This is a genomic window from Sphingomonas colocasiae, assembly GCF_019880585.1.
In the GTDB taxonomy this organism is placed as follows: domain Bacteria; phylum Pseudomonadota; class Alphaproteobacteria; order Sphingomonadales; family Sphingomonadaceae; genus Sphingobium_A; species Sphingobium_A colocasiae.
In genome coordinates this window covers 148,143-163,301 of the sequence record NZ_JAINVV010000014.1, presented here as the reverse complement: position 1 = coordinate 163,301, position 15,159 = coordinate 148,143, and the positions used below count along the sequence as shown (strand labels likewise).

Genomic DNA, 15,159 nt, shown 5'->3' with positions numbered 1-15,159 from the left:
GGCGCAAGGGGCGTTGGCAAGCGCGCCGCGCCGCTGCTATCGAATGGGTGTGAGCGCGCTCGAAATCATCGCGGTGATCCTGGGCGTGATCAACGTCACGCTGATCGTGCTGCGCAGCATCTGGAACTATCCGTTCGGGATCGTGATGGTCTCGCTCTATGCGGTGATCTTCTACCAGACGAAGCTCTACAGCGACTCGCTGCTCCAGATCTTCTTCTTCGTCATCCAGATCTACGGCTGGTGGTATTGGCACCGCGCCCGGGCGGAGGCGGGCGAGGTGCGCGTCGAACTGCTCTCGGGCCGCGCCCGCGCCGCCTGGGTTGCGGCGCTGCTGGCCCTGATCGCACTTTGGGGCTGGATGATGGATACGCGCACCGACGCGCATTTTCCTTATTGGGACGGCGCGATCGCGATGATGAGCGTGGCGGCGCAGATCCTGATGTCGCGGCGTTTTCTGGAGAACTGGATCTTGTGGATCCTGGTCGATGTGCTCGCGGTCGGGCTCTACTGGGTCAAGGATCTCAAACTGACATCCGCACTCTACGTCGTCTTCCTGGCGCTTTCGATCTGGGGATTCGAGGAATGGATGCGCGCGCGCAGGGCGAGCGGGCGCGCGGCGTGACGACCGGATTTCTGCTGGGCAAGTTCATGCCGCCCCATCGCGGGCATGTGCTGCTGTGCGAAACGGCGCGCACGCTGGTCGACCGCCTGACCATCCTGGTCTGCTGGCTGCCCGACGATCCCGTGCCCGGCCCCCTGCGGCTGCAATGGATGCGCGCGCTGTTTCCCGATTGCGAGGTGATCGGCCATGACGCGACCGTGCCGCAGGAGCCCGCCGACCATCCGGACTTCTGGCCGATCTGGCGCGGCATCGTGAAGACCGCGCATCCCGATCCGATCGATTTTGTCTTCGCGTCCGACGCCTATGGCCAGCGGCTTGCCGACGAGGTCGGCGCCCGCTTCCTGCCGGTGGACCCCGAGCGCCGCGCCGCGCCGATTTCGGGCAGCGCCGTTCGCGCCGATCCCTGGCGGCACTGGAGTGACATTCCCGCGCCCGTGCGACCCTATTATGCGCGCAGCATCTGCCTGCACGGCCCGGAAAGCGTGGGCAAGTCGGTGCTGTCGGCGCGACTTGCCGCGCATTTCGAAACCGATCTGGTGCCCGAATATGGGCGCACCTGGTGCGAACAGTTCGGCACCGATCTGACGATGGACGATCTCATCTGGATCGCGCGCGGGCATGACGCGATGACGCGCGCCGCGCTCCGCCAGTGCAATCGCCGGCTGATCCTCGATACCGATCCGCTGATGACCGCCGCCTGGGCCGAGATGCTCTTCGGCCGCCGCGATCCCTGGTTCGATCGCTGGGATGCGACGGCCGATCTCTATCTGTTGCTCGATACCGATCTGCCATGGCGTGACGATGGCACGCGCCTGTTCGGTGCGCCTGCCGATCGCGCGCGTTTCCTGGAGGTTTCCCGCGCCGAGCTGGAACGGCGCGGGGTTCGCTGGGCAATCGTCGACGGCGAGGGCGAGGCGCGGTTCGAGGCTGCGCTCGCCGCCATCGCAGAGGCGGGATTGGGCTGATCTTCCCCCCTCCCGTGAACGGGAGGGGGAATGGCATCAGCGGACCACGGGCAGTTCTATGTACGACGCATTCTCGCCGTCATGGTGGATGCTGTTGTCCGCCACCACGCCCTTGCTTTCGCTCTCGTTCGGGCCGCCCGTGTTCAGGTTGCGCACGAATTTGGGGAAGCTGGACGAACTGACCTCGACGCGGATGCGATGGCCGGCGCCGAACTGGATGCTCGTCGCCATCGGCGTCGGGCGGATCGTATAGACCTTGCCCGGCTCCATCATCTTCGGCTTGTCATATCCGTCGCGATAGCGTGCGCGGAAGATCGTGTCCGCGATGATCCAGGCGGTGCCGTCGGGCGCGACATCGACCAGCTTGACCGCATAATCGGTATCCTTGGCGCTCGACGAGACCTTGAGCACCGCATCGACGAAGCCGCTGACATTGACCGGTGTCTTCAGCGGCTCGCTGGTATAGACGAGCACATCGTTGCGCGCCTCCACGCCGCGCTGGTCGAACGCGCCGGGCACGACGATTCCGCCATTGCAGCAATCGCCGCCGCCGACGGTCTGCACCGGGTTCATCGGATCGTAGCGATAGCGATCGGCCGCTTCGCCCCTGGGCGGGGCGGCGGCTTCGAGCCGGCCATCGCCGTTCAGGCTGTTGGCGCCGCCGCCGCTGCGGAGATAAAGGCGCATGGGCTCCACGCCCTTGGGCGGCCAGCTCGCCGCATTCTGCCAGCGATTGGCGCCCATCTGGTAGAATTGCACGCGCGGCGTGGCGGCTGGCCAGGCGGCTGCATTGCCCTTCAGCCAGCGGTCGAACCAGGCGAAGATCGTGCCGCTGGTGTTGAAGCTGGTATCGCCCATGTCGCGCTCGCCGACGACGGTCTTGGGCCCTTGCTGCCAATATTGGCAATGCGGCATCGGGCCGATCACCGCATATTGGTTGGCGCTCGCTTCCTTGTCGGTGCCGGCCGCCTGCGCGTGATTGAACAGTTCCAGATTGGGGCCGATCGAGACGTCGTACCAGCTATTGAACCACAAGGCGGGTACGCCCCAGCCCATATCGTCATGATACAGGCCGCCCTTGCGCCAGCCGGGATCGGCCGGGGTGCGTTTGATGAACTGCTCGAAGGTCGCGGGCGGCTCGCCGAGATCGGATAGCATCTGGTCGACCGGCAGATGCTTGATCTGCTTGTTCCAGTCGACCTTGGGCTTGGTCGCGGCAAGGTCGTTATAGCCCGCGATGCGCGCGCGCATCGCGGGATCCAGGCCCTTGGGCAATTCGGCGCGCAGCGGATTGTCGACGCCATAGAGCCAGACGAAGAACAGGTTGCGCGGCACGCCGCCGGTGTACCAATTGCCCTGTTCCTGGAAACGGCCGACCTTGCCGATGCCCGCGCCCGAGGCCATCGGCACCATCGCCGCGTGCGCCGGGTGGTTCTGCGCGGCGAGCGCGAGCTGCCATTCGGCGGAGGAGGAGCAACCGAGCGTGCCGACCTTCTGGTTCGACCAGGGCTGTTTCGCGATCCAGCTGAGCGTGTCGTAGCCGTCGGTCTGCGGGTAGCCGAGGATCTCGTATTTGCCTTCGGAGAAATAGCGGCCGCGTTCGTTCTGGACGATGAAGACATAACCGCGCTTGACCGCTTCCAGCGCGAGCTGCTGCGTCATGCCGCGCGGTACATGCTCGTTATAGGGCGTCTTCCACAGGATCACCGGCAATGGTCCGGTCGCGCCCTTGGGCTTGTAGATGTTGGTGGAAAGGCCGACACCGTCGCGCATCGGCACCAGCACCGCGGTTTCGGCGGTGGCGATCTCCGCCATTTCCTTGGTGGCCGCTTCGGGCGAATATTTCGAATAATCCTGTGCCGCGACAGGCATGTGGAGCGTCAGCGCCACGGACATGGCTAGGACGGCGCGTTTCATCCGGCAATCTCCCCCTCATTCTGTGTACCGACTGTTTCGGCAATCATGCATATTGTCAAGAAAACGGCGCGATCAGGACATGTTTTTCTTATTTGAAAATGCCTGTGTCAGGGCGCGATGCCGAGCCCGTCGCCATTCTTGCCGGCAGGGATGCGCCGGAGCACGGTGCCGTTCTTCATATCGACTTCCGCGATCTCGTTGCGATAGGTTTCGGCCGCATAGAGGCGTTTGCCGTCGCGCGAGAACAGGATCGTGACCTGGCCCGCATCCTTCTGGCCGCTCACCGATATCGTCTTCAGCACCTTGCGCTTCGCGACATCGATCAGCGTCAGCGTACCCGATTCGAGATTGGAGGTGACGGCGGTCTTGCCGTCCGGGCTGATCGCGACACGGATCGCCACCGGATCGACGGGCAGTGTCGCAACGGTCTTGAGCGTCGCGGTATCGACGATACGGACATGCGGGGCCGACAGATCGCCCACCCAGAGCTGCTTGCCGTTGGGTGTCAGCGCGATGCCTTCGGGGCGTCCGCCCACCGCGATGTCGGCGATCTTGCGGCGCGTATCGATGTCGATCACGCTGACCGTGCCCGATGCGATATTGGCGACATAGGCGCGCCCGCCGGTGGGCGCGATCGCCACCATGTGCGATCCGTTCTGGTCGGTAGCGACCGCGCTGACGGCGCCGGTGGCGGGATCGACCAATGTCAGCGACTTGCTCTTCTCGGTGGTGACGACCAGCCGGCCGTCGCGCAGCCAGGCGATTCCGTGCGGCGCGACATTGGGTGACAGGTCGATCCGCTTGACCCGGCTGGCACTGGCGACGTCGAAGATATCGAGCGTGGTGCCGCCATAGGCCACGACCGCTGCCTGTTTGCCGTCCGGCGAGATCGCGATCTCGTGCGGCATATGCGCGGTTTCGACGCGGGCGCGTTCCTTGCCGGTCGCGAGATCGATGAAGCTGACCGTGTCTTCAGCCTTGTTGCCGATCAGCAGCGTCTCCGCGGCGGCGGGGACGGCAAGGGCGAAGCTTGAGGCAAGGCTCACGGCAAGCAGGACGAATGGGCGCATCGGGTCTCTCCTTTGCGCGGATGAATACGCAGGAACCGCACAAAAACAAAGCGCCGCCCCGGCGGACCGGGACGGCGCTCCATTCGGTTGTGCCTGTCGCTTATTTGCGGGCGACGGGCGCCGCGGCTGCCGCGTTCTCGGGCAGGCCGCCGAGCTGGGTGACCAGCTTGGTATAGGCGTCGAGATAGGCGAGCACGATGACCTGGCCGATCTCGGTGTTCTGGTAGCCGCCGCCGCCGGCCGCGGCGAGGCCGCCGCCCCACAGCGCGCCGCCGCCGCCGCCGAAGCTGACGTCCGACTTGCGGGCATAGCCCTCGGTCAGCGCCTCTTCCTCGGTGGTGCGGCCGTTGACGATCGAAAGCGTGACGTTCGCTTCCTTCTTCTTGACCGACACGCCGCCGGCGATGCCGCCGATCACGCGGCCGGCGCCGCCGAACAGGCCGCCCAGCGCGCCGCCGAGCGCACCGCCCGCGCCGCCGCCGCCGCCATTGGCATTCGCGCCGACGATGTTGGGCTCAAGATAATAGTCGGCCGTCTTCACCTGGCCCTTGCCGAGGTTGGAGCCCGACTGAAGCTCGCCCGAATCGGCCATGGCGCGTTCCATCGCGCGGCTCTGCATCGCGCGGCCGCGATTGACGATGGTGAAGCAGCCCGACTGCTGGACGAACACCTTCAGGATCGCTTCGGGGCTGCCCAGATTATAGTCGCGCCACCACTGGGTGTCGGGCTCGACGATCGCGACCGAGCCGAGCTTGCGGGTGCAGCGCGGAATTTCCTGCGTTCCGCGGGACTGCTCCTGGCGTGCGGACGAACCCTTCGTATCCTTCGCCAGCGCGGGCGAGGCCGCGAGGCAGAGCGAGGATGCGACGAGCAACGAAGTCAGTTTGACGGACACGATATTCTCCCCAAATGAAAATCGGCGCCTTGTTGCGTGAGATGTTTTCACGCCCCCCGGAAGCCGAGATGCAAAATCCTGCGCGCGACCCGCTTGTTGACGGTGTGACGCCGCCATATCACCAAAGCCGCAACCGCGTAAGTGCTCTGGATCACATGACGGGCTTCGTCATATATCGCCGCCGCTGTTGGTCGATGACATCGGGCGGCAGCGATGCTAGGCGCGCGCCATGACTCCGCTCGACAAGATCCGCAACTTTTCAATCATCGCGCATATCGACCATGGCAAGTCGACGCTGGCCGATCGGCTGATCCAGCGCACCGGCGGCCTGACCGAGCGCGAGATGTCCGCCCAGGTCCTCGACAATATGGAGATCGAGAAGGAGCGTGGCATCACCATCAAGGCGCAGACCGTGCGCCTCGACTGGAAGGGCTATGTCCTCAACCTGATGGACACGCCGGGCCATGTCGACTTCGCCTATGAAGTCTCGCGCTCGCTCGCGGCCTGCGAAGGCGCGCTGCTGGTCGTCGATGCCGCGCAGGGCGTCGAGGCGCAGACGCTCGCCAATGTCTATCAGTCGATCGAGCATGATCACGAGATCCTGCCCGTCATCAACAAGATCGACCTGCCGGCGGCGGAACCGGAGCGCGTGCGCGCCGAGATCGAGGACATTATCGGCCTCGACGCGTCGGAAGCCGTGCTGGCGAGCGCCAAGTCCGGCATCGGCATCGAAGAGATTCTCGACCAGATCGTCGCCAAGATCCCGTCGCCCAAGGGCGATCGCGACGCGCCGCTGAAGGCGATGCTCGTCGATAGCTGGTACGATCCCTATCTGGGCGTCGTCATCCTCGTCCGCGTCATCGACGGCGTGCTGAAGAAGGGCCAGCAGATCAAGTTCATGCAGGCGGGCACCACCCATCTGGTCGACCGCACAGGCTGCATGCGCCCCAAGATCGAGCAGCTGCCCGAACTGGGGCCGGGCGAGATCGGCTTCATCACCGCGCAGATCAAGGAAGTCGCACAGACCATGGTCGGCGACACCATCACCGACGCCAAGAAACCCGCCGCCGAAGCGCTGCCGGGTTTCAAGGAAGTGCAGCCGGTGGTGTTCTGCGGCCTGTTTCCGACCGATGCCAATGATTTCGAGAAGCTGCGCGAGAGCATCTCGAAGCTGCGGCTCAACGACGCCTCCTTCAGCTTCGAGATGGAGACGAGCGCGGCGCTGGGCTTCGGCTTCCGCTGCGGCTTCCTGGGGCTGCTCCATCTGGAGATCATCCAGGAGCGGCTGACGCGTGAATATGATCTCGATCTGATCACTACGGCGCCGTCGGTGGTCTATCACCTGACGCTCACCCATGGCGGCGGGCAGCTCGAACTGCACAATCCGGCGGACATGCCCGATCCCAACCGGATCGAGGAGATCGAGGAACCCTGGATCGAGGCGGTGATCTATGTGCCCGACGAATATCTGGGGCCGATCCTGAAGCTCTGCCAGGATCGTCGCGGCATCCAGAAGAACCTCACCTATGTCGGCGGCCGCGCGCAGATCACCTATGAACTGCCGCTCAACGAAGTGGTCTTCGACTTTTACGACCGGTTGAAGAGCATCAGCCGCGGCTATGCCAGCTTCGACTATCACCAGATCGGCCATCGCCCCGGCGATCTCGTCAAGATGAACATCCTGGTGAACAACGAGCCGGTCGACGCGCTCAGCATGATCGTCCACCGCAGCGCCGCCGAGGCGCGCGGCCGCCACATGTGCGAACGGCTGAAGGACCTGATCCCGCGCCACCTGTTCAAGATCCCGATCCAGGCCGCGATCGGCGGCAAGGTGATCGCGCGCGAGACGATCGCCGCGCTGCGCAAGGATGTGACCGCGAAATGCTATGGCGGCGACATCAGCCGCAAGAAGAAGCTTCTGGACAAGCAGAAGGAAGGCAAGAAGCGGATGCGTGAATATGGCAGCGTGAGCATCCCGCAAGAGGCCTTCATCGCGGCGCTGCGCATGGGGGATGACGCCTGATGGCCGAGCGTTTCGAACGGCATCGCCAGCCCTGGACGAGCGACGAGATCCAGAAGCTGCATCAGCTCGCCAAGAAGGGCATGGCGCTGAAGGCGATTTCGAAGGCGCTGACGCGCAGCGAGGAATCGATCAAGGATCGCGCGAAGCTGGATGGGCTGAAGATCGCGAAATTGCGCTGAGCGCCGCTATTCGCAAGTCGTGAACAGCGACCCGATAATATCGATCGCCGATGCGGATCGCAGCGCGTGCGATCGTGATTGTTACGCGACTATGGCAATTCGTCGGCTCTGTCCGGCCTTGTCGATTTTTTCCAACCGGTGTGGCAGCTATGCATCACTTGGGAAAATAACGAACCCCCCGTCATCGCAGTGCAACATTTGGGCCTTTAAGGGACCGCCGTGCTGTTGCAGTGCAACCTAGGACTTAGGATCACGAGTCGGCTTTGAGGGAAGGCGACCGGGTCCATCAAGGGGACTATCCATGAAGAATATGCTTTACGTCGGTGTAGCCGTTGCTGCGCTCGCGATTCCGGGCGCGGCGTTCGCCCAGTCGACCGGTTCGGTCGATTTCGACGATACCGAAATCGTCGTCACCGGCGCGCGTGCCGACAGCGGCGTCGCCGGCGTGATCGCGCCCGATACCAGCAAGGCCAAGGCCGTGCTGACGCAGGATTTCATCGCGCGCCAGGTTCCCGGCCAGACGGTCAACGACATCATCAACCAGCTTCCGGGCGTTTCCTTCCAGAACAACGATCCGTTCGGTTCGGCGGGCGGCAAGCTCTACATCCGCGGCTTCGACAATTCGCGCATCAGCCAGACCTTCGACGGTATCCCGTTGAACGATTCGGGCAATTACGCGCTTTATTCGAACCAGCAGGTCGATCCCGAACTGATCGAGCAGGTCAACGTCAACCTCGGCACCACCGATGTCGACAGCCCGACCGCCGCCGCTTCGGGTTCGACGGTCAACTATCGGACGCGCAATCCGTATCAGGATTTCGGCGCCAAGATGGCCGGATCGGTTGGCGATTACGGGTTCTTCCGCGTCTTCGGATCGGTCGACACCGGCGAGATCGGTCCCTGGGGCACGCGCGCATTCTTCGCCGCCAGCCACGCCGAGAACAACAACCCGTTCAATCGCGGCGGCTCGGCCAATCGCGTCGGCAAGATCGACAAGCAGCAATATAACGGCCGCATCTATCAGCCGATCGGCTCGAACGGCGATTTCGTGTCGCTGTCCGGCCATTACAACCAGAACCGCAACAACTTCCTCGGTTCCGTGGCCCTGCGCACGGATACGACCGGCGGCCGCGTGGTGACCAACCGCCTGCCGCTGACCAAGGACGAGCGTTTCTACGCGATCCCGCGCTGCTCGGCCAACACCGTGGCGCGCCCCGGCGTCGCCGATACCGCGAACAGCTGCGGTTCGACCTTCGACGAGCGTTTCAACCCGTCGAACACCGGCAATATCCGCGGTGCGTCGAAGTTCACGCTGGCTGACGGCCTGGTCTTCACGCTCGACGCGAGCTTCCAGTACACCAAGGCCAATGGCGGCGGCACCGTGGTCGGCCAGGAAGGCCGCTACGACGTCGATCGCGGCGCCGGCACCTCGCTCCAGACCGGCTATGCCGCGAACTCGGGCAGCGGCGCTCCCTATTTCGGCCGCGATCTGAATGGCGATGGCGATATCCTCGATACCGTCCGCCTGCTCGCGCCGAGCCAGACGATCACCCGCCGCTTCGGCGCGATCGCCGGCCTGCGCTACGACATCGACGACAACAACACGGTCCGCGTCGCCTATTCCTGGGATCGCGCGCGTCACCGCCAGACCGGCGAAGTCGGCTATCTCGACATCGACGGCACGCCGTTCGACGTGTTCCCGATCAACGATCCGCTCGCAGACGTGAACGGCAATATCCTCCAGAAGCGCGATCGTCTTTCCTATGCGATCCTGCATCAGATCGCCGGTGAATATCGCGGCGAGTTCCTGGACGATCGCCTGGTGGTGAACGCCGGTCTGCGCGTGCCCTTCATGAAGCGCGAACTGAGCAACTACTGCTTCACGCGCGATGCGTCGGGCAATGTGGACTGCTTCGGCACCAACGCCGCCGCCGCCACTGCCTATGCAGCCGCCAACGCGGCGATCCAGGGGCCGCAGACGCGCACCTTCAAGTACGACAAGATCCTGCCGAACGTCGGCTTCGTGTTCGACATCGTCGATCGCGCGAGCATCTTCGGCAACTTCTCGATGGGCCTCCAGGCACCGCGTACCGACTCGCTGTACAACTCGTTCTTCTTCGCGCCGAACACGCCGCAGGCGAACCCGACGCCGGAAACGACGAACAATTTCGACCTCGGTGCCCGCTATCGCAGCTCGAAGGTTCAGGCGCAGGTCTCGGTCTGGTTCACCCAGTACAAGAACCGTCTGGCCGAGGCCTATGATCCCGATCTGGATCGCAGCGTCTTCCGTAACCTCGGCAATGTCGACAAATACGGTATCGACGGCAGCATCAGCTATCAGCCGATCCCCGAAATCTCGCTGTACGCCTTCGGTTCGTACATGAAGTCGAAGATCAAGGACGATCTGGTCGTCGCCGAACTGCCCAACGGCACCACCGTCACGCTGCCGACCGCCGGCAAGCGTGAGTCGGGCGCGCCCGTCTTCACGCTGGGCGGTCGTGCGCAGGCGTCGCTCGGTCCGCTCGATCTGGGCGCCCAGATCAAGCGCACCGGCAAGCGCTTCGTGAACGACTCGAACCTGCCGGTCTATGTCGGCGCGGCCCAGACCATCGTTTATCCGGCCGCCGCGCCGGCCTATACGCTGGTCGATCTGGACGCCCGTCTGTCGCTGGAATTCCTGGGTCTGAACGACAAGACCTATTTCCAGCTCAACGTCACCAACCTGTTCGACAAGATGTATGTCGGCGGCTTCGACGGCGGCAACCAGACCCCGACCTATTCGGGCAACACGCTGACCGGCTATACCTCGCCGATCTTCGTGCAGATGGGCCCGCCGCGCACCGTGATGGGTTCGCTCGTCGTCGCGTTCTGATCGCGAGCCAATGGTTCATAGCAGGACCGCCGTCCCGAAAGGGGCGGCGGTTTTGCTGTATATGCGGGCGAAAAGGTGGGTTACGCCGCTTCAGCCGTCCTCGAATAGAGGCTCTGCCTGGGCCGTTCGAACAGCTTCATCACCATCGGTTCGAAGAAATCGAGCGGTGCGCTTTCATAAGCGGGGTCGAACGCGGCCTGATCGTATTTCTCGCAGAACTCCGCGCAGGCCTCGAAATGCGGATGGCCTCTGAACGTCTCGCGCAGATCGCGGTCCATGCCGAGATGATGGAAGAAATAATAGCCCTGGAAGATGCCGTGCTGGGCCGTGATCCAGTGGATCTCTTCCGATACGAAGGGCCTGATGATCGCGGCGCCGATATCAGGGTGGTTATAGGCGCCCAGCGTGTCGCCGATATCGTGGATCAGCGCCATCACCACATAATCGTCGGGGCGGCCGTCGCGATGCGCGCGTGTGGCGGTCTGCAGCGAATGTTGCAGCCGGTCGACCGGGAAGCCGCCATAATCGCCGTCGAGCAGCTTCAGATGATCGAGCACCCGCCGGCCGCCCTTGGCGGCGAAGGGGATGAAATGGCTGCTGATCGCCTGCCAATCGGCCTGGGTGCCCTCGGTCATCGCGGTGAATGTCGCGCGATCATGAGTCTGGTCGTTCATGGATCCTCTCCTCCGGTGGAGAGGATAACGCCGAATCCGCTCAAGTTGCAAAACGCGACCTGATCGCCCGCCAGATCCATTCTCCCGCCAGTGCCGCCAGCATCGTCGCGCCGGTCAACGGGAACAGCGCGCCCACCGTCACCATGATCGCGGCGACGCCGCGGCGGGCGCGGCGGTTGTCGGCGCGGGGTGGGGGCGTGAGCCGGCCCGCCCGGCGGCGCTTCCACCAGAGGATCGGTGCGGTCAGGGCGAGCAGCCATGCGCCGATGCAGCCGGCGAGCATGACGAGCCGATTGACCTCGCCATATTGCTGGCCCTGATGGACGGCGATGCCCCATTCGATCGCCTGGGCACCCCGCCCGAATGTCGCATAGGGTGCATCGAGCAACACCCGGCCATCGGCGGCGTCGAGATAGAGCACGCGCGCACCATCGGCGCGCGGGGTGGCCGCCGCGATCAGATAGGGTGCGCCGGCCTCGGCGGGTGGCGTGAGGCTCCAGGCGGACTCGATCCCGCGCGCCGAGGCGATGGCGATCGCGCGATCCGGGCCGATATCGGCGCCGCCATGCCCCATCGGGTGGCCGCGATGCCGCATCGACCAGGGCAGGGCGGGGTCGGCGGAGCCATGATCGGCATGGTCGCCGCGCGCCGGCCCCGGCGCGGCCGGGCGCCCGCCGCCCGAAGCCGTGACCGCGCCGCGCAGCCAGCCGCCCCAATAGCCTGACCAGGGCATGCCGGTGACGGCAAGGAACAGGATCACCCCGCCGACGATCGCACCCGCCGACGCATGGAGATCGCGCCAGAACAGGCGCTGTCGTGGGTGCCCGCGCAGCGCGATCGCTCTTTGCCCAGCACGGGGCCACCACAGATAAAAGCCCGAAAGGCACAGCAGGATCACCCAGCCCGCCGCGATCTCGACCAGCGCGTTGCCGATTGGCCCGGTGATCGCCAGGCTGTGCAGCCGCTTCACCGTCTCCATCACGCCGCCCTCGGCAGCGCTGCCCAGCACCTGACCGAAGGCGGGATCGACGAACACTGTCAGCCGCTCCCCGTCGGGCCGGACCAAAGTCATCCGCCAGCTCGCATCGGGATCGGCGGGGCGTTCGATCCGCGTCACCCGGCCCGGCATCTGCGCCGCGACGCGATCGAGCATCGGCGCGAGTGCCGTGGGTGGCCCGGTGAACTGACGCTGCGTCCATGTGCCGTAGACGACGCGCTCCAGCTCCGGCTTGTAGAGATAGAGCGCGCCGGTCGCGGCGAGCCACATCAGCATGGGCAGCACGATCAGTCCGGCATAGAAATGCCAACGCCAGACCGCGCGATAGAGTGACTCGCGCATCATGCCCTCAGAAGCGGGCGTTGACGCCGACGGAGACCGCCCGGCGTTCGACAGGGTAATAAAGCGCCTGGGCAGGGCCGCTCACTTTCACCACTGCGGATATATCTCCGGCAGATTTTTCACCGGTCAGGTTCCTGGCGTCGACGAACAGCATGATGCCCTGGCGCAGTTCGGCATGGGCGGTGGCGCCGAGCAGCGCATAACCATCTGTGCGGACGCTGTTGGCATAATCGGCCCAGGCGCCGCGTGGCACCCATTCGATATTGGGCGTGACGGAGAAGCGGTCGCCGCCCAACCGGAGCGCCGCGCGGTACAGATGCGGCGCGATGACGGGCAGGCGATTGCCGCCGAACTGCACGTCGCCGCGGAAACGGAAATCGGCATATTGCCAGCTCTGGCGCAGCCGCGCCCAGCGGGTGAGATCGAGATCCAGTCCCGCCTCCACCCCCTGATGGCGTGTGCGGCCGGCATTGAAGGTCGCGGCGGGGATCGATCCCGGCACGACCGAATATTGCAGCAATTCGCCCTTCAGGTCGGCGCGATAGAGGCTGATATCCCACCGGGCCGGGCCCCATTCGCCGCGCGTGCCGATCTCGGCGGTCCAGGCTGTCTGCGCGTCGAGCGGGACGAAGCCGGGCACCGGCTGGGCTTGCGCCAGTTCGCTGAAGCCCGGAATCTCCGCCGAGCGGCTGTAATTCGCGTAGAATTGCACGGCCGGCACGGGTTCGAACAACAGGCCGAGCTTGGGAGAGAATTGGCTGAACGCCTGGCTGTCGCTGGCGCCGGGGTTGAAGCGGTTGTCCACCGACCGCCGCCCTTCGACATGAACGGCGCCGGCGATCAGGCTCAAACGATCGACGGGTTTGAAACGCAATTCGCCGTAGAGATCGATCGTGCGTGCGCTCTGGCGTGCATCGGCTGTCGGCGCGCCGCGTCGCCCCGCGACATTGACGAACTGTTTCGCGGCGACATTCCCCCAGCGCGCGGTGCCGCCGACCGTCAGCGCGAAACGCCCCCAATCGCGATCGTAGCGGGCATAGCTGCCCCAATCGGTCGATTTCTGATCGATCACCTGGAAGATCGGATGGAAGAGCTGCTTGGCGTTCAGGAACAGGCCGATATCGAGCGTGCCGTCGCCGAGCGCGAAGCGTGTCCGGTTCTGCAGGCGGATCGAATCGATGTCGCGCTGCTGATCGCCGGTGATGTTGGCCGGCAGCGAGGTTCGTGGCCTGGTCAATATATCGGCCATCGCCAGGGCGCCGGGCAGATCCTGCCGGATATGCTGGGCGCTGGCGTAGAAGCGCGTCTCGATCCGATCGGTCAGCCTGATGCCGACATTGCCGTTGAAGCGCAGCGCCGAGCGGCGCGCATGATCGCGATCGCCATCGGACCGGTCGGCGGCGATCGCCACCCAGGCATCGGCGCGGTCATCGGAGAAGCCGGCTGAGGCGAGGCCGCGAAGCGTGTCGAAGCTGCCGCCGTCGATACGCAACGCGATGCCCGGCGCGGTCCGGCCGGTCGGCGTCACCGCGTTGATCGCGCCGCCCAATGTCGCGCTGCCGAAGCGTAGCGCGTTCGATCCGCGATAGACCTCGAGATGCGACATGATCGTGGGATCCAGTTCCTGGAAGTCGCCATTATTGTCGGCCATGTTGATCGGAATGCCGTCCTGCAGCAGCGTCAGGCCGCGCATGTGAAAGCCCCGGCTCAATCCGGAGCCGCGGATCGACAGGCGGACTTCCTGACCGAAACGTGGCTGGGTGTAGACGCCGGGGGAAAAGGCGAGCGCGTCACGCAGCGAGACCGCCGCCTTGTCCGGATAGTCCGCGGCGGAGACGGTGTTCGCACCGCCGGGCGTGCGCGCGGTTCGCGCTTCGGCGCCGTCCAGGCGGTCGGCGGTGACGATAATGGGTTCGGCGACGGTTTCCGGGCCGTCCTCGGCAAAGGCTGGAATGGCGGACAGCAGCAGCGACGCGCCGGTGAGCGCGCGGGAAATGCGGGACATGGAAAGACCTTCCTGAAAAACGGGATCGGCCCGCGATCATGCGGGCAGGCTTGGTTTTCAGGCGGTGACGGGTGGTCCGGTGGCGGGCGGCGGCGGCGCGGGCAGGCCGCGTCCGACGGAGATGATGGCCGGGAAGCCGGCGGGCCGGTCGGCCGGAATGGCGTGCGAAGCGGTGATCGCGGGCGGTGGCGCATCGGCGAGCGCCAGCGCCAGGCCCGAAAAGGCACAGGGCTGATCGTGGCGCGGATCCGATTTGGGCGTGCCCTGCTTATGGACGTCGCCCGAGCGATCGACCCAGGCGACGACGCGGCCTTCGCCCGTGCACAGGGTGATCCGGGTCATGCCGTCGCCGCCGACAACGGGCATCCAGCCGGTGGGCACCAGGATCCGGAGCATCAGCGCAGCCGCGAGAATCCACAGCGCGACCGCCCTGTTTCGTCCCGTGAAGCTGCGCCGCCATGCGTTCATGGGCCGCGCCTATGCGCGCGGGTGGAGGCTGGCGCAACGGGTTTCGAGATGGTGGGACGATTTGACCTATTGCCGACGACCGAATGAACGGTGTGGCGCTTCACCTTCGTGTCGTGACGCGATACAGCGG

12 protein-coding genes are annotated in these 15,159 nt (G+C 65.1%); 5 read left to right on the top strand and 7 right to left on the bottom strand.

Annotation, left to right across the window (positions count from 1 at the left end; genetic code table 11):
* Positions 1–49: 49 nt before the first annotated feature.
* Positions 50–622: a nicotinamide riboside transporter PnuC gene (gene pnuC / locus K7G82_RS27500; RefSeq protein WP_222993373.1), complete on the top strand. Its 573-nt coding sequence runs from the start codon at positions 50–52 to the stop codon at positions 620–622.
* The gene (locus K7G82_RS27495) at positions 583–1,587 is read left to right on the top strand and encodes an AAA family ATPase (RefSeq protein ID WP_222993371.1); all 1,005 of its coding nucleotides are present in this window, start codon (positions 583–585) and stop codon (positions 1,585–1,587) included. Before pnuC ends, K7G82_RS27495 begins: the two co-directional genes overlap by 40 nt.
* Before the next feature lie 36 nt (positions 1,588–1,623).
* Here K7G82_RS27495 and K7G82_RS27490 read toward each other — a convergent pair whose 3' ends face one another.
* The 3 genes from K7G82_RS27490 to K7G82_RS27480 form a co-directional block, all read right to left on the bottom strand.
* Positions 1,624–3,504, bottom strand: a complete 1,881-nt coding sequence (locus tag K7G82_RS27490) for a CocE/NonD family hydrolase (RefSeq protein WP_222993369.1) — start codon at positions 3,502–3,504, stop codon at positions 1,624–1,626.
* Between the two features lie 107 nt (positions 3,505–3,611).
* Positions 3,612–4,574: a beta-propeller fold lactonase family protein gene (locus K7G82_RS27485; RefSeq protein ID WP_222993366.1), complete on the bottom strand. Its 963-nt coding sequence runs from the start codon at positions 4,572–4,574 to the stop codon at positions 3,612–3,614.
* A gap of 100 nt (positions 4,575–4,674) precedes the next feature.
* Entirely contained in the window at positions 4,675–5,469 is a 795-nt protein-coding gene (locus tag K7G82_RS27480; RefSeq protein ID WP_343228665.1) for a CsgG/HfaB family protein, read from the bottom strand.
* 229 nt (positions 5,470–5,698) lie between these two features.
* Here K7G82_RS27480 and lepA point away from each other — a divergent pair, with 229 nt between their 5' ends.
* The 3 genes from lepA to K7G82_RS27465 all read left to right on the top strand — a co-directional run bounded on the left by lepA (position 5,699) and on the right by K7G82_RS27465 (position 10,543).
* The gene (lepA, locus tag K7G82_RS27475; protein ID WP_222993362.1) at positions 5,699–7,492 is read left to right on the top strand and encodes a translation elongation factor 4; all 1,794 of its coding nucleotides are present in this window, start codon (positions 5,699–5,701) and stop codon (positions 7,490–7,492) included.
* Positions 7,492–7,671, top strand: coding sequence for a hypothetical protein (locus tag K7G82_RS27470; protein ID WP_222993360.1), 180 nt, complete (start codon positions 7,492–7,494; stop codon positions 7,669–7,671). Before lepA ends, K7G82_RS27470 begins: the two co-directional genes overlap by 1 nt.
* Before the next feature lie 301 nt (positions 7,672–7,972).
* Positions 7,973–10,543: a TonB-dependent receptor gene (locus tag K7G82_RS27465; RefSeq protein WP_222993358.1), complete on the top strand. Its 2,571-nt coding sequence runs from the start codon at positions 7,973–7,975 to the stop codon at positions 10,541–10,543.
* A gap of 80 nt (positions 10,544–10,623) precedes the next feature.
* Here K7G82_RS27465 and K7G82_RS27460 read toward each other — a convergent pair whose 3' ends face one another.
* The 4 genes from K7G82_RS27460 to K7G82_RS27445 are packed head-to-tail and all read right to left on the bottom strand — an operon-like array spanning position 10,624 to position 15,029.
* Positions 10,624–11,217 (bottom strand): HD domain-containing protein, encoded by a 594-nt coding sequence (locus K7G82_RS27460; protein ID WP_222993357.1) that lies wholly within the window; start codon positions 11,215–11,217, stop codon positions 10,624–10,626.
* 40 nt (positions 11,218–11,257) lie between these two features.
* Positions 11,258–12,556: a PepSY-associated TM helix domain-containing protein gene (locus tag K7G82_RS27455; protein ID WP_343228664.1), complete on the bottom strand. Its 1,299-nt coding sequence runs from the start codon at positions 12,554–12,556 to the stop codon at positions 11,258–11,260.
* Between the two features lie 7 nt (positions 12,557–12,563).
* Positions 12,564–14,561 carry a TonB-dependent receptor family protein gene (locus K7G82_RS27450; protein WP_222993353.1) on the bottom strand — a complete coding sequence of 666 codons (1,998 nt, stop codon included), beginning with the start codon at positions 14,559–14,561 and terminating at the stop codon, positions 12,564–12,566.
* 57 nt (positions 14,562–14,618) lie between these two features.
* The gene (locus K7G82_RS27445; protein WP_222993351.1) at positions 14,619–15,029 is read right to left on the bottom strand and encodes a hypothetical protein; all 411 of its coding nucleotides are present in this window, start codon (positions 15,027–15,029) and stop codon (positions 14,619–14,621) included.
* Positions 15,030–15,159: the final 130 nt, after the last annotated feature.